The following is a 26,096-nucleotide window of genomic DNA, read 5'->3' as shown; positions in this document are numbered from 1 at the left end:
TTTCTCCGAATCTCGTCCTGCAATCCCATCATGATCTCTTGTGCATTGGTGATGTGTAGTTTTCTCATGCCTCCTATAGTATCACGTCCCTTTCTTATGCGCAATTATTTATGTCGCTGTGTATAACGCTATCATAACCTTCTCTTATCCAGGCACCTGCAATATATCCAAGTACATTTCCACCGGAAAAGTTCGGCTTCCATTGACTCCCCATTGAACCCCAACCTTGGCGGATTCCATTACCAAACTCTATCCCTTCCATAATTAGTCCAGTCACCGGATTGTCTCTCCAAGTGAAATCAACCCCAAATTCAACAACATTAATTGTTAAGTCTGCCATATCTATAGCAAGGTCCGTTGCACCACCTGCACTCGGATTCCGAGCAAAATCCAAGGCACTGTGACCAAAATCCACAATTGACGTAACTAGTTCCCATGTATCGAACGCTGCCTTGAAAATATTGGTGCCTGTAGGATCAACGTTAACCATAGGATTATTTTTTGCATAACTATATCGATTAAGAGATTGAGGATCGCCAAGAACACCTCCAATTTCATCCTGGCTTAAAAACGTCCTTGTATTAGGATCATAAAATCTCGCCCGCATGAAATACAGGCCATTTCTCTCCTGTGTCACACCGAACTTCCCAGTGTAAGTAAAAGGATTCTTGTGCGGTCCTGAATAACGACTTATCTCACCGAAAGGGAGATAGGCATAACTGTCTGTAACAGAACCATAGAGGTCGGTTAAAGCCACAGTGTTTCCCAATGGGTCGTAATGGTAGAAACTTCGTTCACCTACTGTTTCGTCAATACTGTATTGAAGACCATCGCCATAAATATAGTAACGCTTTATAGAATTCTCTGGTGTTAATTCCGCCAGGATGGATTCCATCTCACCGGTCTGGTCCAGAAGATAGCGGGTTTGAACGCCGTTTTCTGTGGTGGCAATCCGCTTCCCATCACTTGTGTAGAGATAGTCCCATTCGTCGGATCCTGAAGTTACATGTGTTAGGCGACTGTTGAAATCATAGAAATACTCAATAGAGTTATAACCGTCGAAGGCTGTAAGTCGATTGCCGTTGCCGTCATATGAGAACGCGGTTGAATTATTCATAATTACCTGGTTGCCATCGTTGACAGTAAAAATTTGGTCGACTTGAATCGGCGGTTCAGGCAGAAGCGGTTGGAGGATAGAGACCCCTGTCGGGTTCCCATTCGGATCTAAAATATAGTGATAACTTGCAATTACAATTCCACTAGAAGTTTTGTCTTCCTTGCAAGTTATACGACCAACTTCGTTGTAAGAATATGTGACAGTATTTCCATTACCCATTATTTGGCTGCTCAAACGGTTGGTATTATCATAAATGTAAGTGGTGGCAGTTCCACCCCAGTCTTGGACTGAAACTACTCGATCCATGGCATCAAAAATGTAGGTGACTCTGCGGTTACCTGGATAGATAAGACCATTCCGGTTACCATCGGGGTCATATGTGTAGCCTACAGTCAAGCCAAAGGGATCAGTTACTGAGGCAACTTGGTCGAGAAGATCGTATGTGTAAGTTGTGGTGCCAGTAGAATCTATCACTCTCAGACGATTACCTCTGGCATCGTACATGTAAGCAACTGTTGTCAGATCAGGGAGGGTCATCTCGGTGACTCGACCCAAGGGATCATGTGTGTAGGTTGTAGTGCCATCAGCGTTGCTTAATGTCAACAGATTCCCCGTAGCGTCATAATTGCGAACTACTGAATTGCCTAAAGGGTTAGTCTCTGTCAAAGGGCGATTTAAGCGGTCATAGGTGTATACAGTTTCCATCCCTCGTGTATCTATTATCGAAATCCTATTCCCGATGGCATCGTAAGTTGAAGATGCACTGCCAGTGATAGGATCGGATACAATCAACAAGCGATCCAAGATGTCGTAAGTATAGGTTGATTCGCTTCCCTTTGAATCGCTAACTCTTACTATTCTTCCGAGAAGGTCATAAGTGGTAGTGTTAGAATTCCCCAGAGCGTCAGTTACGGTCACCATTCGGTCAAAGGCATCGTAAACAAATTGAGTGATTGCACTTTGGGCATTTGTAGACTTTATCTTGTTGCCATTAAAGTCATATTCTAAGTTCGTACTATTACCCAAAGGTTCTTCAGATCGAATAATACGATTTAGAGCGTCATAAATGAAGGTGGTTTGGTTGCCACGTGCATCGAATGTCGCGGTCTTGTTTCCATTAGCGTCATACTCATGGCGCACCACGTTCCCCAGGGCGTCGATTTCCTGGATGACGTTGCCGACGGCGTCGTAGACGATGGTGGCGGTGGCGTTGCGGGCGTTGGTGACCCCGGAGCGGCGGCCGAGGCCGTCGTAGTAGTAGTGCTCGATCCCGCCGAGGGCGTCGGTCTTGGTGACCAGCTGCCCCTTGGCGTCGTAGGCGAAGGTGGTGGGGTAGAGGTTGGCGTCCACGTGGAGGACCTTGTTCCCGTTCACGTCGTACGTGAACTGGGTGCGGTTGCCGAGGGCGTCGGTGACCGAGACCAGCCGGTCCATGGCGTCGTACTCGTAGGCGGTGGCCCGGCCGAGGGGGTGCTCCTCCATCACCTTCCGGCCCACGGCGTCGTAGGTGTAGGTGCTGGTGTTCCCCATCGCGTCGATGACGGCGACGAGGTTCCCGAAGGTGTCGTACTGGTTGGTGGTGGTCCGCTGGAGGGGCGTCCCCGTCGCCTCGGTGACCGTCAAAAGTTTCCCCGTCACGGGGTCGTAGGTGTAGGTGGTCCTGGCCACGGTGGGGTCGCTGGTGCACGAGCCCGCCGGCACCGCCCCGCAGGCGTAGCTCGCCAGGAGGTTGCCGTTGGCGGGGTCGTACGCGAAGACCGTGGTATGGCCCAGGGCGTCGGTCTTCGTCAGGGGGTTGTTGTCGGCGTCGTAGGTGGCGGCGGTGACGCGGCCCAGGGGCTCGGTCTTGGTGAGGACGTTTCCCCGGTCGTCGTAGGCGTAGGTGGTGGTGTTGCCCCGCTTGTCCTTGGCGCTGGCCATGTTGCCCCGCTCGTCGTAGGTGCGGTAGGAGGAGTAGCCGCGCCCGTCCTTCTCCTGGACCAGGCGGAGGTGGCTGTCGAAGGTGTGGTAGCTGCTGTTGCCTTCCGCGTCGATGATGGTGGTGGTCTTCGTCGGGACGTCGTAGACATAGCGGGTCTCGTTCCCCAGGGCGTCCCGCTGGCAGGTGACCACGGCGCGGGCGGGGTCGTAGGTGTTGGTGAGGACCACCGTGCCGTCGGGGGCCTTGAGGGTGAGGAGCTGGTGGTTCTCGTCGTAGGTGTAGCGGGTGGTCTGGCCGGCCATGTCCGTGGCGGCGACCAGGTTGCCGCTCACGTCGTAGGCGAAGGAGACGGAGCGGCCGATGGGGTCCAATACGTTGGTGATGCGGTTGGCGGCGTCGTAGGAGAGGGTGACGGGCCGGCCGGCCGTGTCGGTGACGGCGGTGAGGTTGCCGCCGGTGTAGGCGAAGGCGATCGTGTTCCCGAACTCGTCCACCACGGCGGAGAGCTTGCGGTCGAGGTTGAAGCGGTACTCGACCCGGTCCTTGCGCTTGAGGGTGAAGGTGGTGTCGGGGTTCTTGACCAGGGTGGTGTAGCTGCCGTACATGGGGGTGTAGCCGCCGGAGCCGTCGGGCTTCCAGACCTCGATCCGGCCGTCGCCCCAGCGCACCACGATCTCCCCCTCGGTCTCCTCGGTCAGGGAGATGTTGTAGCCCCAGGTCCAGCCAATTCCCAAGGGGCCGGCGGTCCGGTCCTGGGAGTTGTAGGCCCGCTCGAAGACGAAGGAGGGCCCGACGCCGGGGAGGGCCAGGTCCGACATCTTGTAGGCGAAGTTGCCCGTGGAGGTGTTCACCCCGTCGGCGCTGTAGCCGGCGCTGGTGTCCGTGCCGTAGACCGTGCCGTCCATGGTGAGGGTGATGTCGTGGGTCAGGGAGGTCTTGCAGAGCTTCAGCTTCGACTGGTAGGTGACGTAGCCCGGCTTGGGCGCCGTCACGGAGGCGATCTTGTACCACCCCACCGGCAGGCCCGTGAAGGCGTAGTGGCCGTTGAGGTCCGTGTTCGTGGACTGCCCGCTCTCCAGGGTGATGACCACCAGGGGCATGGGGGCGTTCTGCCGGGTGGCGTCCGTCACGGTCCCGGCGATCCCCAGGCTGCCCCCGCTGCAGATCTCGTAGGTCTCGCTCGCCACGGGGCCGGCGTTGCCGAGGGCGTCGGTGGCGTAGGCCTTGAGGGTGCGGTCGGTGTCGAGGTAGACCGGGGACTGGTATACCTGGGCGGTGGGGCTGGTGACGGGGTCGGTCTCGTCGAGGGTGTACTTGATGGTGGCGGGCTCGCTGGCGGTGACGGCCACGAGCTGCCCGCCCATGTAGGTGCCGCCGGTGGGGGAAATGCTGACGGTGGGGGCCCTGGTGTCCAGCAGGATGCTGTCCCACACCGGCCCGGACCAATACCCGTTGCCGCTCTTGAACCGGGCGAAGACCTTGCGCGTGCCGTCGATAGCCGGGAGGACCCAGGCCTTGGTAGTGGTGTAGGGCTCCGCCGCCGTCCACCCCACCCCGTTGTTGGAGAGCTGGACCTCGGTCACGCCGCTGGCGTGCCCGGCGATGAGCTGAAGGTTCACGTTCACGGAGGCCGTGGCCGCCGCGCCCTGGTTGATCACGATCCCACCCGTGGGGCTCAGGGAGTCCACGGTGACCAGGGGCCGGCCATGAACGATGTAGTTCTCGCTGACGGAGGTCTCAACAGGCTGGTCCGTAAGGAGATCAGACGGAACCTGGTAGATGGCCCCGCCCCGGAACCCGCTCCCTTGGCTCGCCACGACCTTCGGGATCGCGTAGTGAGCGCTTTGCATCCCCTCGGCAAAAGGGCCAGCGGTCGGCATGCATATCACAAGGACCATTGTCGCTGCTAGAAGCCGGGTTCCCAACTTCTTCTTAGGTTTCAGCGCAAGGATCTCATCGAAGGCAAATGTTTTTCTCTCTTTCACGTGAGAACCTCCAGAGATAAGGATAGAAAATCAGTGGCAAACCCTTATTGCCAAATCATTTTATCCTCATGATCCAAACAACGGAGTAATAACTAGGCTTTGTATCGACTGGAGATGTATAAAAATGATCAAAAAGCGCCCACTGAGTCGTCACCGAAACCCTAGCACCAGATGCATTCCACGATTCACTCCATCCATTTGATAAGGAGCCAGATGATGCCCCAATTCGATATCCATCACCTGATGATGAAATACTGTGATGCCACTGATGCTGGTGTGTTTCTGAGCCTCCTGAAGAACCAGATGATGATCCACCTCTTAAAAAACGAGGTGTGTTTCCAACTCCATTTAAATCTGGAATACTCTGCCCATTATACGGAGAGTTGGCATCAGCAAGGATTTGGCCATTACACTCAACCCAACCATCTGGTAACGCAGGTGTTCCTGTTAGTGATTTATTCCATGCAATTATCGAACCGATTGGAACTACTCCGATTTCAGAGCGGTAGCTGAATGCACTTGTGGTTATCCGCTGCCTGGGTGTCATCTCACTATCCGCCCCAATTTTGATGCCAAGATAAAGTTCATCTTGCTTAAAAACAAAAGATGAAAGAGCTTGCACAATGCCGAGTTGTGCGCTGAAGACACCATTTGTTACTGGTAAGGTCTGCACTTCAGACCAGAGCGCGGTGCCCCCGGAAAGAACATTATAGAGGCTGAAGGTGAAACTCACGGTGGTGTTGACCGGCACCCCGTTCTGGTCGTTCAACTGACCCTGGTAGCTGATGAGGGGGGGGACGGCCTGCACCGCTGCCGCCATCGTCACCACCATCGCCGCGAAACCGATCCACCGGACGTTCTTCCTTGACATGACTTCACCTCTCCGTGTTATCGCCGGGTGCGCCCGGATGGCGGGCCGGACCCGGCGCTGAATTTTCCGCCATTCTCAAACCCGATGGGGCCATCCCCGAAGTGGCGCAGGCTTCAGCCTGCGCGCAAAAACCAAACCCGAACGCCCCCGCCCAGGTTATGCCAACCAGGACGTGCGATACGGGAAAGCCTGAAATCCAGCCACCCGCACCCCGTCTGGCTCCCTTCCGAACCTCCTGCACACCCCGGCCTCGGGATAAACCTCGACCGCCTGCCGCAACCCTTCGCGCGGCATCCCGACCGTTCCGCCAACCCCTCTTATGAAACTCTGAGGTAAGTTAGCAAAGTGCCCCTGAACCTTCAAGCACTTTCGTCCGTTTCCTTGAAAATTTTTCCTTTCGCTACAGCCACACTGGAACGCCGATTTCGGGAGGGCCGCCCCGGGATCGAGGATCGGCGATTCGCGGCTTCCGCAGGCCCCGCCCCGCGTTATCCCCCGCCCCGAAGGCAGCGGGGGAATTTCGTCGCCCCGGAACCTTGCCGACAATGAAACCTGATGATCTCGCAAAAACGGGGAGCGTCGGAGCCGCGACCGTCAGGGAGCGGTAAAACTCTGATATTCTTACCGCTTGCTTACGCGCGCGGCTCTGACTGGTTACGGGTCGAAGGAACGGCGAACCCGGCGCCTTCGCTCACCGCACGCTTGATTGGTGAATCTTTCGAATTCGCGTGAATTCGCGGGGTTCGCGGGAAATGACCGGATCGCGACCCGGCTTCCGGATTTCTCCGTGCCTTTGCGCCTCTGTGAGAGAAATCCCGGAAGGATCTCTCACGGAGGCACAGAGGCACGGGGGGGGCGCAAGCGGGGAAGCATGCTCTCCGGCAGGAAATCCCTCTCGAACCGCTCCCGACCCCCGTCTCGAAAGCTCGTTCCCAAAATCGTGCGCGAATCGGCAACGAGTTTACTTTGAAGGTACCAGGCTTTCTCCGGGACTTCGCCGGGTGAAAGCGGCCTGGGAAGGCAACCGGAATCGACAACAGGTTGGCAAGAACGCATCCGCTAGAGCACCTACAGCCTACAGCCTTCAGCCCACAGCCTGACCCTTTGACATTCACAGCATTCCCGCCGGAATCGACCAGACGTCTTTCCGAAGGGGAAGCGCTTCGGTGGCCAGGCAGACCAGGGCGCCGATTCCCCGCGGAAGGCCGAGCCGGTCCAGCAGGGCGAATTGACGGACGGCGCGGGCGGAGGGTGACGCCGTCTTCTTCACCTCCACCGGGTGCAGTTTTCCGTCGGACTCGATCAAAAGGTCGATCTCCTCCCCGTCCCGGTTCCGGAAATGGAAGAGCGGCGCCCTTTTACCGTTGTGCAGGTAGCTTTTCAGGATTTCGGCGAACACCCAGGATTCGAATATCGCCCCCGTCATGGCCCCCGCCTCGAGGGTTTCCGGGCTGGACCACCCCGTCAGGAAAGCGCACAGACCGCTGTCCAGGAAGTGGAGTTTCGGAGCCTTCACCAGGCGGAGGGTGAGGTTCGTGTGGTAGGGTTCCAGCAGGTGGACCATCCCCGACGCCTGGAGAATCGACAGCCACTTTTTCGCGGTGTTCACCGCGACGTCCGCGTCCCGGGCGAGGGCGGACAGGTTGAGGAGTTGGGCCGTCCGGGCCGCCACGGCGCGGAGAAACCGCAGAAAGGCCATCTCGTCCCCGACGTTCGCCAGGTCCCGGAGGTCCCGCTGAAGATAGGTTTGAAGGAGCGAGCCGTAAAAGAGGTCCCGGTCCTTGCCGTCATCGCCCGCGACGGCCGGGAAAGACCCTCGCCAGATGATCCGGTAGATGTCCATCAGCCGACGGCCTTTTTCCCTCGAAACCACCGCGGCGACTGTGGTATTTTCGCACCGCGCCGAAGGGCGGCGGGTGTCCGGCGTGACGCCGTCTTCCGGGGCGACGCAGGGGACCGCGGTGACCACGACAGCCAGGCCCGGTTTACCCGTGCATTTGCAAACCCATCCCCAAGGGAGGTCCGATGGCGTCGAGTCCCTTTGAAACCCGCTGGGCGGCGATGAAAGCCGAGGCGGACGGCTGGCTGGGGCGGCTCCTGCCCGGTGCGGACGAGCCCCCCGCGGTCCTCCACCGCGCCATGCGGCACAGCGTCTTCGCCGGGGGCAAGCGCCTCCGGGCCGTCCTGGTGGCCTCCACGGCCGAAGCGCTGGGCTTTCGGGAACCCGAGCGCTTCGCCCCCGCCGCCGCCGTGGAGATGATCCACACCTACTCCCTCATCCACGACGACCTCCCCGCCATGGACGACGACGACTTCCGGCGGGGCGTCCCCACCTGCCACAAGCTCTTCGGGGAGGCCCTGGCCATCCTGGCGGGGGACGCCCTCCTGACCCTGGCCTTCCGGGTCCTCGCCCTGCACCCCGAGGGGAGCGCCTTCGAGGGGGTCCGGGCGCGCGTCGTCGGCGAGATGGCGCTCGCCGCGGGGACCCCCGCGGGGATGGTGGCCGGCCAGGTGCTGGACATCACCGCCCCCGGCGGCGGCGGCGGCGTCGGCCTGCTCCGGGAGATCCACCGCTTGAAGACCGGCGCCCTCATCCGGGGCTCGGTCCGGTGCGGCGCCCTGCTGGCGGGGGCGGACGGGCCGGTGCTCGACGCCCTCACCCGTTACGCCGAATGGCTCGGGATGGCCTTCCAGGTGACCGACGACATCCTGGACGAGACCGCGACCCGGGAGGACCTGGGCAAGACCCCCGGCAAGGACGCCCGCCAGGCCAAGCTCACCTACCCTTCCCTCTTCGGCCTGGAGCGCTCGCGGGAACTGGCCGCCGAGTTCGTCGGCAACGCCGTCGGCGCCCTCGACGAAATCGACGACGCCGGGGATTTCGCTTTCCTTCGCCACGTGGCCCGGGCCGTCCTCGACCGTCGGTCGTGAAAGCGGCCGGGGGGAGCGCAGGGGATGTCACGTTCGACGGGGTCGTAAAAGTCGGGAAACGAACGGAAAGAGTCTGTAATGGAGAACAGGACACTCACGCGAGAATCGAAGTGAGTGTCCAGTCTTTCCGGTCCCAGGGACAGGCGGAGGGACGACATCCTTCGGGCCAGAACCGAATTGGCGCAACGTGCCCAAGCAACCGGTGTTTTTCGCTTGAATAACCCTGCCGGTTTCTCTACTCTCGTGGGGGGTTACTTGAAAATCGCCTCGTGCAGTCTTCGGTCGCCAGGAGGGACCATGACACGCAAACCGGTCGTCAGCGTCGTGGAGGATGACGGGGACATTCGCCGTTTGGTGGAAGACACCCTCGCCAGGACCGGCTTCCAGGCGCAGGGGCACCCCGACGGCGAGTCGTTTCGCCAGTCCCTGCGGCGAGGGAAACCCGACGCGGTGGTGCTGGACCTCATGCTCCCCGACGGCGACGGGCTCGAGATCTGCCGGTCCCTGCGGGTCTCGCCCCTGACCCGCGACCTGCCGATCCTGATCCTCTCGGCGAAGAGCGAGGAGATGGACCGGGTCCTCGGGTTGGAACTCGGCGCGGACGACTACCTGACCAAGCCGTTCTCCCCCCGGGAGCTGGCCGCCCGGGTCAAGGCCCTGCTGCGGCGGGGGAACCGGTCTTCGGGCGGGGCGGGACCGCTGGACATCGGGGGGGAGATCACCCTGGACCCCGAGGCTTTCGAAGCCCATGTCAAGGGGCGAAAAGTCGATCTGACGTCGACGGAGTTCCGGATCCTGAAGATCCTGGCGGAACGCAAGGGTCGGGTCTTTTCCCGCGATGAACTGCTGACCTGCCTGTGGGGCAGCGACAAGATGGTCCTGGACCGGACGGTGGACGTCCATGTAAAAAACCTCCGGGACAAACTGGGCGAGTCGGCGCGATTCATCCGGAGCATCCGGGGCGTCGGCTACAAGATCGAGGAGGCTGACCCATGAGAAACCGTTTCTTCTGGAAGATCGTGGCGCTTTCGACGGGGATCGCCGCCCTCTTCGGGGTGTTCACCCTGTGGGTGTCCTTCGTCGACATCCGTTCCGCCTGGATGGACGCCTCGGTTTCTCACCTGCGCTCCCTCTGCGTGTCCCTGGAGGGGCAGGTGACCCCCCTGCTGGCTGCGGGGCGGGAGGCCGAGGTCGACGCCTTGGCGAAGCGCCTGGGGCGGGAGCTGTCCGCCCGGATCACCGTCGTTCTCCCGGGGGGGAGCGTCGTGGCCGACACGGAGAAAGACCCGGGGGCGATGGACAGCCACGCCGACCGGGCCGAGGTGGCGGCAGCCATGAAGCTGGGCTCCGGCTCGGCGGTCCGGCACAGCCACACCCTGCACGAGGACCGGGTCTACGTGGCCTTGCGCACCCCGGGGCACGGCCCCCTGCAGGCCGTGATCCGGGCCAGCCTCCCGCTGGAGGAGGCGAATCGCCTGGCGGCCCGGTTGTTCTGGAAGATCGCGCTGTCGGCGGGAGTGGTCCTGGTGTTCGTTTTCCTGGCGGTGCTGTGGTTCTCGCGGCGCCTCGTCAAACCCGTTCAGCAACTGGTCCAGGCCGCGGAGAACCTTGCCGGCGGCAACTTCGACGCCCGGGTCGACCTCCCCGGCCAGGGCGAGATGTCGGAACTGGCCTCCGCCTTCAACGCCATGGCCGGGCACGTCCAGAAACTCTTCACCGAGGTCTCCCAGCGCAAGGAACAGCTGGAGATGCTCGTCTCGTCCATTCACGAGGGCCTGGCGGTCGTCGGGAAGGACAACCGCATCCTCCGCGCCAATGCCGCTTTCTGGACGCTGCTGGGGCTGAGGGACCGCGAGGGCATCGACAAGCCTTTCTGGGAGTCCGTCCGGGACGCCGAGTTCGCCGATGCGCTCCGGCGCAGCCAGGAGAACACCGACACCGTGAGCTGCGAGGTGACGCTGGAGAGCCGGGTTTGCCTGTGCAGCCTGACCCCCCTGCGCCTGGAGAACAGCACCGCGGCCCTCCTCGTGGACGTCACGGAGCGCAAGCGGGTGGAGAACCTCCAGAAGGAACTGGTGATCAATTTCTCCCACGAGTTCAAGACCCCCCTGACGGCCGTGCGCGGCTATGCGGAGACCATCGAGGACGAGGCGTCGGAAGCGCGCACCCGCGAGTTCGCCGCCACCATCCGGCGGAATGCGGAGCGGCTTCAGCGCATCACGGAGGACCTGCTCATGCTGGCGAGGCTCGACCGGAAGGAGATGGCCTTCAAGCCGGAACCGGTCAGCCTGGCGGAGGCGTTGGCCTCGGTGGAGGCGCTCTACCGGCCGGCCATGGCGGAGAAGGGGCTCGACTTCACCGTGACGGTCCCGCCCGACCTGCCGCCGGTGATGGCGGACCCTTTCCTGCTGGAGCAGGTTTTCGTGAACCTGTTCGACAATGCCGTGCGGCACACGGCCAGGGGGGGGATCCGGGTGGGCTGCGAGCGGCAGGGGAAGCGGGTGGAGATCCGTTTCGCCGATACCGGGGAGGGGATTGCGCCCGAACACCTGGGGCGGATCTTCGACCGGTTCTACGTGGTGGACGCGTCGCGGTCACGGCGGAAAGACGGGACCGGGTTGGGGTTGGCCATTGTGCGGACCATCGTTTTACGACACGGCGGGGAGATCGCCGTGGAGAGCCGGGTCGGGGAGGGGGCCACGTTCCGGATCGTGCTGCCGACGGCCAGGGGATGACGAAAGTTGCGAATGGCATGAATTCGGTTGCGCCCTGAGCTTGCTCTGGCGACGCGGCGGGAGGGGACGAGATCGTCTCGAGGGGGCCCGGCGGGGGTGAGGCACGCGTCACCTGGCCGGGCGGCCGTATTCTTCATCGATTCTTCACAGATCCTTCATCGCAGATTATCATTCCTTTCATAGGATGTAAACGTTCGGGGCACACTTCGGGCGACCGGGCCCGGCCTGTTGCCTCCCGGACCCGGCCATGGCGTGCAGGGGTCGATTCATGACGTTGCGTCCCGCATCCCGGGCCCGGGACGGGGCGACGGAGGACCAGCATGACGAGTCATCTTGAATTGTCGTTACAGCGTGACATGGAGCGGATCCGCGACCAGGTCCTGGCCATGGGCCAGATGGTGGTGAAATCCCTTCGGGATTGCATGGACGCCCTCGCCGGCCGCAACCTGAAACTGGCCTACGGGATCATTCTCCGGGACCAGCGCATCGACGAGCGGGAAAAAGCCATCGACCGTCTCTGCCTGGATTTCATCGTCCGGCAGCAGCCGGTGGCGGGCCACCTCCGTTTCGTCTACACGGCCATCAAGACCAACGCGGACCTGGAGCGCGTCGGCGACTACGCCGAGAGCATCGCCCGGCAGGTCCTCAAGCTGACCGACTTCCCCGACGAAACCCCGCCGCCCACCCACCGCATCATGGAACTGGCGGAGATGGCCATCCCCCTTCTCCACGACGCCGTCCACGCGTTCGCCAACCGCGACGTGAGCCGGGCCGCCGACGTGATCCGCAGCGACATGGCGGTGGACGACCTCCGCGCCCGCACCAACGCCGAGTACCTCCGCATGCACCAGGAAGGGTCCATCAGCCTGGAGGTGATGGACCCCCTGATGAACATCGTCCGGCGCCTCGAGCGGGTGGCCGACCAGGCCGTCGACATCGCCCTGGACGTCCTGTACATGTGCACGGGCCAGGACGCCCGGCACCCGGGGGCCGACGCCTACCGCATCCTCTTCGCCGACGAGTACAACTCCTGCCGGAGCCGGATGGCCGAGATGATCTCCCAGGCGATGAACCTTCCCCGCTTCGTCTTCTGCAGCGCCGGTCTCGAGGCCCGCCCCGTCGACGAGAGAACCATGGCCTTCATGCGGGAGAAGGGCTTCGACCTGGCCTGTACCCCCCCCCGGTCCTTCGACCAGGTGCCCAACTTCGAGCACTACCAGGTCATCGTGCTGCTGGCCCCGGAAGTGCGGCGCGCGCTGCCGCCCCACCCGGCCAAGCCGGTCTACCTGGACTGGAGCATCCCGGACCCCTCCCGTGCCCCGGGGGCTCCCGAGGACGTCCGGCTTGCCTACGAGTACGCCTTCCAGACCCTCACCTCCCGCGTCAAGGACCTGGTGGACGCCGTCCTCGGCTACGAGGGCGCGGAATGAACCGAACAAGGAGACAAACATGATCGAGACGCTTGGAACGAAACGCGTGAAAACCCTGGCCACCCTCTCGGCGGCCCTCCTGGCGGCCGTCCTCGCGACAGGGGCGGGATGCGGGCGAAAAACCGGCGGCGCCGGGGCCTCCGTCATCCAGGTGAAGGGCTCCGACACCCTGGTCAACGTGGCCCAGTCCTGGGCCGAGGCTTTCGCGAAAGCCGACCCCTCCGTCAGCGTCGAGGTGGCCGGCGGCGGCTCCGGCGTGGGAATCGCCGCGCTGGGCAAGGGGGCCATCGACATCGCCACCGCCAGCCGGGACCTCAAGCCCGAGGAGAAGGAGCAGCTCAAGAAGACCACCGGGAAGGACGCCCGGGAGTTCACCGTCGGGTACGACGCCCTCGCCATCTACGTGCACAAGGACAACCCCCTGCAGGAAATCAGCCTGGATCAGCTCGCGGCCATCTTCGCGGAAGGCGGGGAGATCACCCGCTGGTCGCAGCTGGGCGTGACCCTGCCGGGCGTCACCGACGACACCATCGTCCGGGTGAGCCGGCAGTCCAGTTCGGGGACCTACGAGTTCTTCCGGGACCACGTGCTGGGAAAGAAGGACTTCAAACTGGGCTCCCGGGACATGAACGGCTCGAAGGAGGTGGTGGAACTGATCGGCGGGACCCGCACCGCCCTGGGCTACAGCGGGATGGGTTACGCGTCGCCCGCCGTGAAGATGCTGAAACTGGCTGCGCGGAACGGCGACCCCGCCGTGGAGCCGAACGTCCGGAACACCCTGACCAAGGCCTATCCCCTGGCCCGGTCCCTCCACCTCTTCACCGCCGGCGAACCCGAGGGGGCGGTGAGGAAATTCATCGACTGGGTCCTGTCGGACGCCGGCCAGAAAATACTGGAAGAGTGCGGTTACGTCCCGGCCCCCCCCGCCGGCGGCGGGAAATGACCCCGATGATCAGGGAGTGAGCCCATGGACGCCACCGCCGCGGAAAACGGCCCGCTTGCCCCGGCTCCGGCCCCCCCCGGCCCTCCCGGGCCCCGGCTTCCCGCCCGGCGGCCGCTGCGGGCCGTCTGGGGGGAACGGGCCATCCAGTCGGCGGTCTATTTCTGCGGGGTCAGCGCCATCCTCTTCATCCTGGCCATCCTCTTTTTCATCCTCCGGGAAGCCTTCCCGGTCCTCGGGTCCGAGAAATTCTCCCTGTGGCAGTTCCTGACCAGCACCGAGTGGTACCCCACTTCCGCGAGCAACGTCCGTTACGGGACCCTGGCCCTGACGGCGGGGACCTTCGCCGTCACGGTCCTGGCCATGCTCATCGCGGTGCCCTTCGGCCTGGGCGGGGCGATCTTCGTCTCCGAGTTCTGCCGGCCGAAAATGAGGGAGACGCTCAAGGTGACCATCGAGTTGCTGGCCGCCATCCCCAGCGTGGTGTGGGGCTTCATCGGCCTGACGGTCATGAGCCGGCTCCTGGTGGACTACGGCGGGGCCACGGTGGGGGTCAACATGCTCAACGGCGGGATCGTCCTGGCCCTCATGAGCGTCCCCATCATCGTCTCCATCGGGGAAGACGCCCTCAAGGCCGTGCCCGACTCCTACCGCGAGGCGGCCCTGGCCATGGGGGTCACGCGCTGGCAAATGATCCGCCGGGTCCTGCTGCCGGCGGCCCGGAACGGGCTCCTGGCGGCGGTCCTGCTGGGCGTGGGGCGGGCGGTGGGGGAAACCATGGCCGTGCTCATGGCCACGGGACACGCCATCCAGATCCCTCACGGCCTGATGGACTCGGTTCGCACCCTGACCGCCAACATCGCGGCCGAGTTGGGGGAGGCCCCGGCCGGCTCGGACCACTACCGTGTCCTCTTCCTGACCGGGGTGCTGCTCTTCACCCTCACCCTGCTCGTGAATCTCATCGCCGACCTGGTGGTCCGAGGCCGGCGGAAGCGGTAGGTGACCATGAGCTCCGAAGAAGGCGTGATGACGTTCGCAGGTGAACCCGCCGCGGTCGAAACCGGGGATGCCCTGGGCCGGGACCGCCCCCGCGAGGCCGGCCCGAACCCGAAACCCGCGGTCGAATCGGCCTCCCGCTTCACCCGGACCCCCTTCGTCCGGCGAAAAGAGCGGCAGGAGTCCCTCGTCCGCTGGCTGCTGGGGCTGGTGGCTTCCGCCATGGTCCTGCCGCTGCTGGCTATCCTCGTCTACCTGGTCTGGCGCGCCTGGCCCGCCCTGAGCTGGGAATTCCTGGTGGAGGCCCCCCGCCGGGGGATGACGGAAGGCGGGATCTGGCCGGCCTTCGTGGGGACCCTCTACCTGGTGGTCATCTCCCTGGCCGTGGCGGCGCCCGTGGGTATCCTGGCGGCCATCTACCTCAACGAGTACGCCCGGGACAACGGGTTCACGCGTCTGATCAACCTGGCGGTCCTCTCCTTGGCCGGGGTGCCCAGCATCGTTCACGCCCTCTTCGGCCTCGGCGCCTTCGTCTACGCCGCCGGGTTCGGGTACTCCATCCTGGCGGCTTCCCTGACCCTGGCCATCATGACCCTGCCCGTGATCATCGCCAGCACCAAGGAGGCGTTGTCCGCCGTCCCCACGAGTTTCCGGGAAGCGTGCTGGAACGTGGGGGCCACCCGCTGGCAGACGGTGCGCCGCGTGGTTCTGCCCAACTCCGTCAGCGGCATCCTCACCGGCGTCATCCTTCAGGTCAGCCGGGCCGCGGGCGAGACCGCCCCCATCATGTTCACCGGCGCCGTCTTCTTCAAGGCGGTCCAGGGCGGCGACCTGTTTCCCTACGCCCTGACCGACCAGTGCATGGCCCTGTCCATGCACCTGTACACCGTGTCCACCCAGGTCCCCAACGTCCGGGACGCCATGCCCTACGCCACCGCCGTGGTGCTCCTCGGGGCGGTGCTCCTGGTCAACGCCGCCGCCATCGGCCTGCGCATCTGGCTGAGGAACCGGAAGAAATGGTGAAGGAAAACCGGGACACTCACTCGACCCGCCCACGGGACACCTGCGCGGTGGAACTGGACGGTTTCCGCCTGCGCTTCGGCCACACCGAGGTCCTCCGCGGCCTCACGTTCGAGATCCGCCGACACGAGATCTTCGGGATCATCGGGCCCGCCCGGTCGGGGAAGACCTCGTTATTGCGCTGTTTCAACCGGACCATCGACCAGGCGCCCGACGCACGCACCTCCGGGACCCTCCGCGTTTTCGGGGAGGACGTCCGGACGGTGCCCGACGTGCAGGCCCTCCGGCGCACCATCGGCATGGTGGCCCCGCTGCCGGTGGGCCTCCCCCTGAGCATCTACGAGAACGTGGCCTTCGCCCCGCGCTGCGCCGGCCTCAACCGGCGGGCGGACCTGGACCTGCTGGTGGAGCGCTGCCTCCGCCAGGCGGCCCTCTGGGACGAGGTGAAAGACCGCCTGAACAGCCTGGGGACCGCCCTCTCGGGCGGCCAGCAGCAACGGCTGACCATCGCGAGGGCCCTCTCCCACCAGCCGAAGATCCTTTGCCTGGACGAGTTCTCCATCGCCATCGACCCCGTGACCACCATGCGCATCGAGGACGTCCTCCAGGAGCTCCGGCGGGAGGTCACCATCGTCCTGGTGACCAACCTGACCCAGCAGGCCCGCCGCCTGGCGGACCGCACCCTTTTCCTGCTGAACGGCGAAATCGTGGAGCTGGGGCCCACCGACGTCGTTTTCTCCGACAACCCCGCGAACCGGAAAACCTATGAGTACGTCAACGGCATCTTCGGCTGAGACCGCAACGACCCCGCCGGCGCCGCCCGGGGGCGGCATCGAGACGGAGGGCCTGAGCCTCTGGTACGGGTCCTTCCAGGCCCTCAAGGACGTCACGGTGTGCATCCGGGAGGGCGCCATCACCGGCCTCATCGGCCCCAGCGGTTGCGGCAAGACCACCCTGCTGCGCTGTTTCAACCGCATCAACGAGCGCTATCCCAACGTGACCACCCGGGGCCGGATCCGCATCCTGGGCAAGAACATCTATGACCCCGACGTCTCCCTGGTTGAACTGCGGAAGGCGGTGGGAATGGTTTTCCAGCGGCCCAACCCCCTGCCGCTTTCGGTGTACGAGAACGTGGTGTTCGGCCTGCGGGTCCACACCCCCCGCGCCCGGCTTCACCGGGACGCCCTGGACCAGGCGGTGGAGGACGCCCTGACCCAGGTGGGGCTGTGGGCCACCCTGAAGGACCGCCTCAAGGCCCGGGCCCCCTCGCTTCAACTTGAACAGCAGCAGAAGCTCTGCATCGCCCGACTCCTCCCCCTCAAGCCCGACGTCATTCTCGTGGACGAGCCCTGTTCCGCCCTGGACGTGGAGGGCACCGCCGCCATCGAGGAGCTGATGCTGGAACTGCGCGGGCGCTACACCATCCTGATCGTGACCCACAACATGGCCCAGGCCCGGCGGGTCAGCGACGAGTGCCTCTTCATGCTCCTGGGCGAATTGGTGGAGCAGGCCCGCACCGAGGACCTCTTCCTCCACCCCCGCAACCCCAGGACCGCCGACTACATCGAGGGACGCTACGGGTAGGCCGGTTCACCCGGCGCGCGTGCCCCGGTCCTGACGGCAGAACAGGACACTCACTTCGGTTCACGAGTGAGTGTCCTGTTTCTCTTTCCCATTCAACCCGGTTGGAGACCGGCGACCGAGGTCCGGAGCGGTAGCTCGAAGTTCTTTGCCGCACGCCAGAAGCCGGGGCATGGCAACCCGCGACAGGCGGGGCTACGGGCGCCAGTTGTAGCTGACCTTGAAGAAGAGGCCCCGGAGGGTTTCCTGGAAATTCCCCCCCGAATTCCACTGCTCGCCGTTCCAGGACTTTCTCTCGAACAGCTCGCCATAACCCAGGAAGATCACGGTCCCGGGGATGTAGGTGTACGAGGCCAGAATGTCCGTCAGCAACCGCCGGCCATAGCTGTCGTAGCGCAGGGTGGCCCGGAGGAAGAAGGACCGGGTGAACTGGTAGGTCAGGCGGCCGTTGGCCACCTTCACATCGTAGACGGTCTCCCCCGTCTCGGGACGGCGGAAGCGGGTTCGGTAGAAATCCATCTCGAGGTTGAGGTTCTCGTTCGGCTGCAGGGTGAAGTCGAAACCATAATCGAAACAGCGCCCCAGGAAGGGGTTCTCCTCGTCGTACCAGATATTGTCGTAAAGACGCAGGCTCCCACCCATCCGCAGCCACTTTGTGAACCATCCACTGATGGACAGCCTTCCCCCGGTCTCCTGGAACAGCCGACCGGCCCAGGCTTCCTGGGCCCGGAACCCGTCGATGCGGAACTGCCCCTGCCCCGCGAAGAAAACCCGCAGGGCCACCATGGCGGCGTAGTCGTCCTGCCCCGTCACCACGTCGTGGATCACGTACCCGAAGAAGAAGGGGTTGACGCGCTGGAGCCAGGGCGCTTTCTTCCACTTCGGGTAGAACTGGGGCCCGAGGTATACCGTGAACTGGTCGATGCCGGTGCGGTTGTAGAAGGCGGTGTCCATGCGGAAGCCGGGGTCGATGTGCTCCATCTCCGACCAGACCTGGAACGGCTTGGACGTGTAGGTATAGCAGATGGCCTGGTTGCCGCCGGCGCTGCGTTCCCCCGTCCCCTCGTCCCGCGAGAACGACTGGAGGACGTTGGCGCTGAGGGCGTGGTGGGCGCCGAATCGGAAGAAGAAATCGCCGCCGACCACCCGGTTGAACCCGCCGGCGAACTGGCGCCCCGTGAAGATCCCCCCCACGTAGTTCTCCCCGCCCAGGCTGCAGGTGCCCCGGGCGATGCCGAAGTACGCTTTCTCGCCCGCGTCGGGATTGTATTCGCCGTCGATCTCCCGCCCCGGCCACTCGTCGGCGGCGGTGAGCACCCCGAAGGAGAACCGGCCCGCGTCGCCCGTGAGCTTGGCGCCCCAGAGCGGGTCCACGATCCGGCGGGTGTGGACGGGGAGCTTGAAGTTGCCATCCTCGCCCACCGCGGCCAGGCTGAAAATCCCCATGGACTCCATGAAGAAGGGGCGCTTCTCGCTGTAGAAGAGGGGGTAGCGCTGGTTGACCTCCACCTGGACGGCGTCGCTCTCCACCTGGCTGAAGTCGGGGTTGTAGGTGGCGTCCAGGGTGATGGAGGAGGTCAGGCCGTACTTGAACCCCACCCCGCAATCCTTCTTGTTGATGGCGGTCTCCCACCGGTCGGGCGCCACCCGCTCCCGGTCCCACGTCCAGGTGAAGCTGGGCATCACCTCCAGCCGCCGGGGCGACGCGAGGGATTCGAAACGGATCTCACTGTGGGCGTTGAGCATCCCCGTCCCCGGCTTCATCTCCGGCCAGGACCCGCTCAAGCCCAGCCTGCTGATCCTCCGCCAGAAGAGGACGTTGAGCCGCACGTTGTCGCCGCTCTTGAAGCGGAGGCTGCGCAAGGGGATGCGAAGCTCCACGGTGTAGCCGTCGGCCGTCAACTTGCCGGCGCTGTCCCAGACCCAGTCCGGGGACGAGTCCTCACCAGAACTGACGGTGTTGTAGATGTCCCCCTGAATCCCGAGGGGGTTGACGAAGAACTCGCAGGAACTCTGCCGGTTGCCGAACAGGTCGAGGGAGAAGCCCACCCAGTCGTCGGAGAACATGGCGTCCCGCTTGCACAGGGTGGCCTTGATCTTCCCCGGCTCCATGTCGTGGCAGTGGAAGGCGACATAGAAGCACTTCGCGTCGTAGGCAAAGTAGACCTCCGTGGTCTGGGGGAGGTCGTCGCCGTAGGTGGGGTTGTAGGTTTTGAAGGGGCCCGTGCCGACCTTGGTCGTCGCCCAGGCCGGATCGTCCAGCTTGCCATCGATGACGGGGGGTGTTTCGATCCGGACGGCTTCCAGGGTCCCGGCGGTCTTCCCCGGCTCCGTGCCCGTCTCGCTCCCCCGGGACCGGGACGTCGCCGTCAGGACGGGAACGCAAGCGGTCGCCAACAGGCACACGACAGCACCGAGCGGAATTCGCCGCATCCTTGCTTCTCCTCGATCTGCGTCCGGATTCACATCCCACCGCGTGCGCACCGGACGCCGCTCCCCCAAAGGGGCAAGGCGAGGGGCTACCGGCGGACATTCGTAGTACGCTTCCGTCGGCGTGAATGTTCAGGAATCCTTCAATCCCTGCCCATTCTCTCCGGGCACCAAGAGAATCGCGCGGGATGGGCTTCAGGATGCCGGGCGGCACCCGGGCGGTCGTCGATCACGGGAACGCCAAATTCAGCGTGTTCTTACATCTCGGTCGATTGACTTCCCGTTCCCGCCTGGCATAAACTGAACCCATCGCTGGAACAGGAGGCCCCATGAAACCAAGACCCCGCACAGCCTTGCGGATTACGTTCCTTGCCACGATGGGCGCAGGGATCGCGTGTTCCCTGATCACCGCGGCCGAACCACCCACGTTTTCCGAGACAGCCAGAGCCCTTGCCGGAACCCTGAAGGCCGGCAAGGACATCACTCCCTTCGTCGATGCTCAGGCCCCCTGTGTCTTTATCAAGCGCTTCGTGGACGAGGCCGGGAAGGAGACGGTCAAGAAGACCGGCCCGCTGCCAGGGCTGCAGATCCTGAAGAACAAGGTCCTGCAGGAAAGGCTCCGGATCGTAACGGAAGACATGGCCAACGGACCGGAAGTCACCCTTGACGAGCGGGCAATGACCTTGACCTACGAGGGCTTGAGCGGATACTGGCGGCTGACGATCACCTTGAAGGAATCCCGATCCGGGTGGCATATCGTGGCTTTCGAAGCTTACGACGAGACCCCCTGACCGGGCCCGCCCCCCCGTGCACAGGCATCAAGCCAGGGCTTCGAGCGTGGCCCCCCACGTGCCTGCGTTGGTACGATCCGGGGGAACGCGACCGTGCACGGGGGCCGATTCGACAGTGTCGTGCCGCCTCCCCGAACACAAGCTCCAGGACGTGTCAACCTGTCGCCGGCTTGACTTCATCGACCCCGGGGGATAAACTGGGCAGAGTTTCGGTCCACCATCCCGGTTTTAGGGGAGGTACCCATGTCTTCCGCCGCTTTCCCCGGTTCCTCAATCCCGGATCCCCCGGCACGAGTCCGGCCCTATCCCCCCCTGGGAGGTCTCGTCGGTGCGGCTTTTCTGACCTGGCTTTTCGGGGCCCTGACCCTGGGCTGTTTCACGGGCCCCGCCCGGAATGCCGTCCTGGGGGTCGTATTCGCCCTCCCGGCCCTCCTGTTCTTCTTCCTGGCCTGGACTTACCTGATGGACATTCTCCTGATGGGGCGTACCGGTATCTTCCTGAGTGCCTCGGGGATCCGGTTCGTGGACAGCGGTTTCTTCGGCCCGAGCGTACGCGAACTGACCTGGCGGGATGTCGAGAAGGTCAACCTGGAGGGCTCTACCCTTCGCTTTTTCACCCGCAGGGAAAGTGACGCCCTCACGATTCGGATGGAGGGTTACCTGGAGGAACCGTCCTGGGTGGCCGACCGAGCCGCGGCCCTGCTGAAACGCGCGTCCGATCCGGGCGCACGGCTGCCGGAGGAGCAGATCGGCGACCTGCAGTCCGAACTGGACTCGGCAACCTGTACCCACTGCGGTGGAAGCATCGACGTCCCCCTGGACAATTCCCCCGTCCGCTGCGGGTACTGCGGGACGACGCAGGGCCTCCCCCTCCGGGTGGGGCAAGCCCTGGCCAGGATTTCGGAAGTCCTGGTGCGCCTCCCGGCCGTCCACCGGCAGATCCAGGGGAACCTGTCCATGAAGTGGGTGTCCCAGGGAGCCCGCAGGTCCCGCACCCTCGTCCTCGTCGGGTGGGGCACGGCGGTGGTCTGGCTGGTGTTCGCCGGGGTCTCCGTTGCGTCCGAGAGCGCCCGGCTGGGGCGTTTCAGCATCGACAAACCCTTCCTGGTGCTCACGGTGGCCATGTCCCTCTTCTCCATCCTTACAGGGCACCTGCTGGCCATGTTCACCCGGCGGGTGTCCCGGGAATGGACGATCCCCAACCTCGCCGTCGAGCCGGCCGTTCCCGGCGGGGCCGTCCGGTGCCGGAGCTGCGGCGCCCCGCTGACCGCCGCCGGCCTGGTCCGACGCTGCGACTACTGCGGCACCGACAGCCTGGTCACCGGCACCCGACTGGCCTCGGCGGAGCGCTCGGCTCGCCGACTCCTCGTCGAGGCCCGACGGCAGGCCACCCAGGCGACCCAGGGGGCGGTCCGCCTTCTCGGCCGGGTGGCGAACGCCCTGGAAGGGTTCGCGTGGGCCCAGTTCTTCTGGTTGCATCTGCCCATCATCGTCGCTCTGGAGGGATACCCGGGAATGCTCCTCCGGCTCACCACCGTCTGTGCCGCGGCCGCCGCCGGAACCGTGACGGCCGGGTTCATCGGGATGGCCTGGCTGCGCAGGGAGAAAGCGCCGGAGCCCTGAAACCAGGGCATCAACCGCGGGAGAAAACCCGGACACTCACTTGGCGGAAGATCCGGACACTCACCGGGTGACGACGGTTGAGTGTCCTCGATCAACGACCGATCTCAAGGGGCTTCCGTGTGAGCGGGGAGCGTGAAGCGAAAGGTGCTCCCCTTCCCCAGGGCGCTTTCCACCTGGATACGGCCGCCGTGAAGTTCCACTAACTGTCGGCAAATGGGCAGCCCCAGGCCGGTGCCTTTGATGAAAGTGTCGTGGTGCCCCTCCACCTGGTGATACTTGTCGAAGAGGCTCCCGAGTTCGTTTTCCGGGATCCCGCCCCCGGTGTCTCTCACTTCCACCACGATCTCGCTTCCCTGGCGGCGGGCCGAAACCGAGACGCTCCCCGAATCGGTAAACTTGACGGCGTTGGAGACCAGGTTCACGACCACCTGCATGATCCGGTCCCGGTCCCCCCAGGCTTGGGGGAGGTTCTCCTCCACGTCCAGACGCCACTCGAGTTGCTTCAGTTCAAGCAGGGGAACCACCGACTCCCCGGCCCGCACCAGGATCGCGGAGAGGTCCACCGGCTCCGGGGAGAGCCGGATTTTGCCCGCCTCGAGCTTGGTCAGGTCGAGCAGGTCGTTGATGATGGTGACGAGGCGCTTCCCTTCCGACTCGATGATCTCGGCGTTCCGGACGATCACGTCGGCGGCCCGCTGGACGTCCGCCACCGGGACCAGGGTCGGCTTCACCCGCTCCACGAAACGTTTCCGGACCAGCGCGGCGAAACCGATGATGGAGGTCAGCGGGGTGCGGAGGTCGTGGGAGACCATCCCGATGAAGCCGGTCTTGAGTTCGTCCAGTTCCTGGAGCCGTTGGACGTTCTCCTCGAGATACTTCTCCCGCAGGGCGGCGGCGTGGGCCCGTATGCGCCATGCGATGAACACCCATGCCAGCCCTGCCCCCGCCAGGATATACAGGGCATACGCCCACCATGTTCTCCAATACGGCGGGGTGATCACGATCCGCAGGGAAGCCCCCGTCTCGTTCCAGGCGCCGTCCCGATTGCAGCCCTTGACCCGGAAGGTGTACTCGCCGGGCTGCAGGTTGGCGAAGGTGACCTCCCGGCGGGTACCGCAGGGGACCCAGTCGGCGTGGGCCCCCTCGAGCCGGTAGGCGTAGCGGTTCGCCCAGGGCGCGGAATAATCCAGGGCGGCAAACTCGAGGGTGAACGACGGAAGGTCCCAGGGAAGAACGATCTCCCCGTTGTCGGAGAGGTCCCCCTCCGCTTTGACGGCAGCCCCCTGGGCCTCGATGCCGGTGATCACCACCGGCGGCGGGACGCGTCGCGCCGAGGGCACCCGCGGGAAGAAACCCAGGTAGCCGTTGATCCCGCCGAAGTAGAGACGACCGTCCTTCCCGCGGTAAAAGGCCCCGGAGTTGAATTCGCTGCAGGGGAGTCCGTCGGTGATGGTGAAAACCAGGACGGCCCTCGCGGCCGGGTCGTATCGACACAGCCCGTTGTTGGTACTGGCCCAGAGAGCGCCCCAGGAATCCTCCAGGATGCCATAGACCTCGTCGCTCGGAAGGCCGTCGCGGGTGGTGACGGCCCGGCACTTGCCGGTCCGCTTGTTCACCTGGAGGAGACCCGACGCGCGGGTCCCCAGCCAGAGCTCGTCCGGAGGGCCCGAGGAAAGCTGGTGGATGGCAAAGATGAACTGCCTCGAAACCCGGTTCGGTCCATTCTTGCTGTCCCAGTCCAGGCGGCTCATCACCCCCGTCGGGACGTCGAAGCGGAACAATCCCTCGGAGGTCCCCAGCCACAGGACTTTCCCCGGAGCCTGCGCATCCTCGCACAAGGTCCGGACATCGAGCACGGAGCCCTCCGGGATCAATCCTTCGGCGCGCCAGGTGTGGAAACTTCCTTTTTTCTCGTCCGTCATGAGGTTGAGCCCGTTGTTGGTCCCCACCCAGAACCGCCCCGCCCGATCCCGGAGCACGCAGCGGACCACCGGATCGCTCAGGCTGTCGGGGACATCGGGCTGGCGGGTGTAGCACTTCAGGACCCCCCGCACGGGATGGAAACGGTTCAATCCGTGACGGGTACAGACCCAGACCGTGCCGTCCCCCTCCGCCAGGATGTCGCGGATTTCGTTGTCCGTGAGCGTTTTCGGGTCCCCTTCCACGTGGCGCCAGGCCTCGAAGGTCCCCTTCGCCGGGTCGTACCGATTCAGCCCTTCCTGGGTCCCGACCCAGAGTTTCCCGTCGACGTCCTCGTCGAAGGACCAGACGGTCCAGTCGGAGGGACTGCGGGGGGAGTCCGGCACGAACGGCCAGGCGCGAAACCGGAACCGATGGGAATCGAGGAGGTTGAGTCCTCCGCCATGGGTCCCCAACCAGAGCAAGCCCGACCGGTCGATCATCAGGCAGTTCACCATGCGGTGGTTCAGCCCCTGGGGGGCGGTGGGCTCGCTCCGGTGCAGCAAGACGTGACCATCCTTCGGACTGACCTGGAAGAGACCGATCCGCGAGGCCACCCACAGGTTGCCCTCCCCATCCTCCAGGACGTCGTTGAGCATGACGTCCCCCGATTTGACCCCGTTTCCGGGGACCGGCAGGGGCACGGCCTCGTAGCGGCCCTGCATGGGATCGAAATGGAAGAGGCCGCTGAAGGTCGAGACCCAGAATCCCCCGCGGCGGGAGGGACGAATGGCCGAGATCACGCAGTGGCCGAGAAGGGAGGATCGGGCCGCGTCGAGGTCGAAGGGTGTGTAACGGCCGGTGGCGGGGTCGAACCGGGTCATCCCCCGTCGGGAGGACACCCAGAGAGAACCGTCTTCCGCCTCCGCAAGAAGCCCCGACTGCCAGTCCATGGAGCCCAGGCTCCGGCCCAGGTCGTACGGAAACGTCTCGAAGCGCCGGGTGTCGGGGTTCAGGCGGTAGATCCCGCGCTCCGTGCCGATCCAGATGCGTCCCGACCGGTCCTCCAGGACCCCCCCGATCCGGTTGAACACCGCGTTCGGGCTGCCCGGAGGTCCGTATAAATAACGATCGAATCCGCCGGTCCGCGGGTCGTACCGGTTCAGTCCCGCCGTGGTCCCGATCCAGAGGTTCCCCTTCCGGTCCTCGCAGATCGCGTCGATCCAGTTGTCGGTCAGGGAATTCGGATCGTCGGGGCTGTGCCGGAAAACGGTGAACTTGTAGCCGTCGAAACGATTGAGGCCGTCACTGGTCCCGATCCAGACGAAACCCTGGCGGTCCTGGTAAAGGCGCATCACGGAGTTGCTCGAGAGCCCCTGGGCCTGGGTGTAATGCTCGAAGACCAGAGACTCCAGGTCGTCCCCGGGGTGGATAGACGCCAGGATGGCGAGAAAGAAGGCCAGGGCGAGCCCGCATGCGACAAGAACCCGCCGGGAGGCACCGGTAAAAGGCAACCCCCGTAATGAAAGACCTGTAAATGTTTGGGCGGGCGGATAACACATGCCGCTATTCTCACCTAGCGGGGATCGCCTGTCAACGGGTACGTCGTCTATACGAGGGGAGTGGCCACCTTCCCTGAAAAACCGCAGAAGGATGCGATGGCCAGCTTCTGGATGAGGTCCTCGAGGAGATTGCCGGCAACGAGGAGGACAATGGGGGGGGGGGGGTGAAAACGAAAAAGGTCGGCCCCCCACGGGACCGCCGGGGGCATTCCCCCGAGGCCGGCGGTTTTCCCCTCTTTGAAACCCATTCCTCCCGGAGCCCCG

17 protein-coding genes are annotated in these 26,096 nt (G+C 64.0%); 11 read left to right on the top strand and 6 right to left on the bottom strand.

Annotated elements, in window-relative coordinates; translation table 11 throughout:
- Window positions 1-94: 94 nt before the first annotated feature.
- The 3 genes from KA419_19120 to KA419_19110 all read right to left on the bottom strand — a co-directional run bounded on the left by KA419_19120 (window position 95) and on the right by KA419_19110 (window position 7,737).
- A complete protein-coding gene (locus tag KA419_19120) occupies window positions 95-5,023 on the bottom strand; it encodes a chitobiase/beta-hexosaminidase C-terminal domain-containing protein (protein ID MBP7868047.1) in 4,929 nt (1,642 codons plus the stop codon).
- A 55-nt stretch (window positions 5,024-5,078) separates the two neighbouring features.
- The gene (locus KA419_19115; GenBank protein ID MBP7868046.1) at window positions 5,079-5,894 is read right to left on the bottom strand and encodes a tail fiber protein; all 816 of its coding nucleotides are present in this window, start codon (window positions 5,892-5,894) and stop codon (window positions 5,079-5,081) included.
- 1,111 nt (window positions 5,895-7,005) lie between these two features.
- Entirely contained in the window at window positions 7,006-7,737 is a 732-nt protein-coding gene (locus tag KA419_19110) for a DUF4143 domain-containing protein (protein ID MBP7868045.1), read from the bottom strand.
- Window positions 7,738-7,955: 218 nt separating this feature from the next.
- On the opposite strand from KA419_19110, the gene KA419_19105 reads away from it, so the two are divergent.
- The 9 genes from KA419_19105 (at window position 7,956) to KA419_19065 (ending at window position 17,530) form a co-directional block, all read left to right on the top strand.
- Window positions 7,956-8,825, top strand: coding sequence for a polyprenyl synthetase family protein (locus KA419_19105; protein MBP7868044.1), 870 nt, complete (start codon window positions 7,956-7,958; stop codon window positions 8,823-8,825).
- A 297-nt stretch (window positions 8,826-9,122) separates the two neighbouring features.
- On the top strand, window positions 9,123-9,821 hold the full coding sequence (locus KA419_19100) for a response regulator transcription factor (GenBank protein MBP7868043.1): 699 nt from the start codon (window positions 9,123-9,125) through the stop codon (window positions 9,819-9,821).
- Complete coding sequence (locus KA419_19095; protein ID MBP7868042.1) at window positions 9,818-11,560, top strand: HAMP domain-containing protein; 1,743 nt, start codon at window positions 9,818-9,820, stop codon at window positions 11,558-11,560. The genes KA419_19100 and KA419_19095 overlap by 4 nt, the downstream gene beginning before the upstream one ends.
- Window positions 11,561-11,880: 320 nt before the next feature.
- A complete protein-coding gene (gene phoU / locus KA419_19090; protein MBP7868041.1) occupies window positions 11,881-12,990 on the top strand; it encodes a phosphate signaling complex protein PhoU in 1,110 nt (369 codons plus the stop codon).
- A 19-nt stretch (window positions 12,991-13,009) separates the two neighbouring features.
- Window positions 13,010-13,933 carry a phosphate ABC transporter substrate-binding protein gene (locus tag KA419_19085; GenBank protein ID MBP7868040.1) on the top strand — a complete coding sequence of 308 codons (924 nt, stop codon included), beginning with the start codon at window positions 13,010-13,012 and terminating at the stop codon, window positions 13,931-13,933.
- A 24-nt stretch (window positions 13,934-13,957) separates the two neighbouring features.
- Window positions 13,958-14,929 carry a phosphate ABC transporter permease subunit PstC gene (gene pstC, locus KA419_19080; GenBank protein ID MBP7868039.1) on the top strand — a complete coding sequence of 324 codons (972 nt, stop codon included), beginning with the start codon at window positions 13,958-13,960 and terminating at the stop codon, window positions 14,927-14,929.
- A 27-nt stretch (window positions 14,930-14,956) separates the two neighbouring features.
- A complete protein-coding gene (gene pstA / locus KA419_19075) occupies window positions 14,957-15,949 on the top strand; it encodes a phosphate ABC transporter permease PstA (GenBank protein ID MBP7868038.1) in 993 nt (330 codons plus the stop codon).
- Window positions 15,943-16,740, top strand: coding sequence for an ATP-binding cassette domain-containing protein (locus tag KA419_19070; GenBank protein ID MBP7868037.1), 798 nt, complete (start codon window positions 15,943-15,945; stop codon window positions 16,738-16,740). The genes pstA and KA419_19070 overlap by 7 nt, the downstream gene beginning before the upstream one ends.
- Entirely contained in the window at window positions 16,712-17,530 is an 819-nt protein-coding gene (locus KA419_19065; GenBank protein MBP7868036.1) for a phosphate ABC transporter ATP-binding protein, read from the top strand. The genes KA419_19070 and KA419_19065 overlap by 29 nt, the downstream gene beginning before the upstream one ends.
- Before the next feature lie 192 nt (window positions 17,531-17,722).
- On the opposite strand, the gene KA419_19060 is transcribed toward KA419_19065, so the two are convergent.
- Window positions 17,723-19,960 (bottom strand): carbohydrate binding family 9 domain-containing protein, encoded by a 2,238-nt coding sequence (locus KA419_19060; GenBank protein MBP7868035.1) that lies wholly within the window; start codon window positions 19,958-19,960, stop codon window positions 17,723-17,725.
- Window positions 19,961-20,286: 326 nt separating this feature from the next.
- On the opposite strand from KA419_19060, the gene KA419_19055 reads away from it, so the two are divergent.
- Window positions 20,287-20,748, top strand: a complete 462-nt coding sequence (locus tag KA419_19055; protein MBP7868034.1) for a hypothetical protein — start codon at window positions 20,287-20,289, stop codon at window positions 20,746-20,748.
- A gap of 243 nt (window positions 20,749-20,991) precedes the next feature.
- Window positions 20,992-22,371 carry a hypothetical protein gene (locus KA419_19050; protein MBP7868033.1) on the top strand — a complete coding sequence of 460 codons (1,380 nt, stop codon included), beginning with the start codon at window positions 20,992-20,994 and terminating at the stop codon, window positions 22,369-22,371.
- Between the two features lie 104 nt (window positions 22,372-22,475).
- Here the strand turns inward: KA419_19050 and KA419_19045 are convergent, their stop codons facing one another.
- Window positions 22,476-25,784 (bottom strand): hypothetical protein, encoded by a 3,309-nt coding sequence (locus KA419_19045; GenBank protein ID MBP7868032.1) that lies wholly within the window; start codon window positions 25,782-25,784, stop codon window positions 22,476-22,478.
- Window positions 25,785-25,879: 95 nt separating this feature from the next.
- On the bottom strand, window positions 25,880-26,096 hold a 217-nt coding region (locus KA419_19040; GenBank protein ID MBP7868031.1), incomplete at its 5' end, for a hypothetical protein.

Source organism: Acidobacteriota bacterium (assembly GCA_018001935.1).
GTDB lineage: Bacteria > Acidobacteriota > JAAYUB01 > JAAYUB01 > JAAYUB01 > JAGNHB01.
The sequence above is the reverse complement of the archived record's forward strand: the minus strand, read 5'-3'. Positions and strand labels throughout refer to the sequence as shown.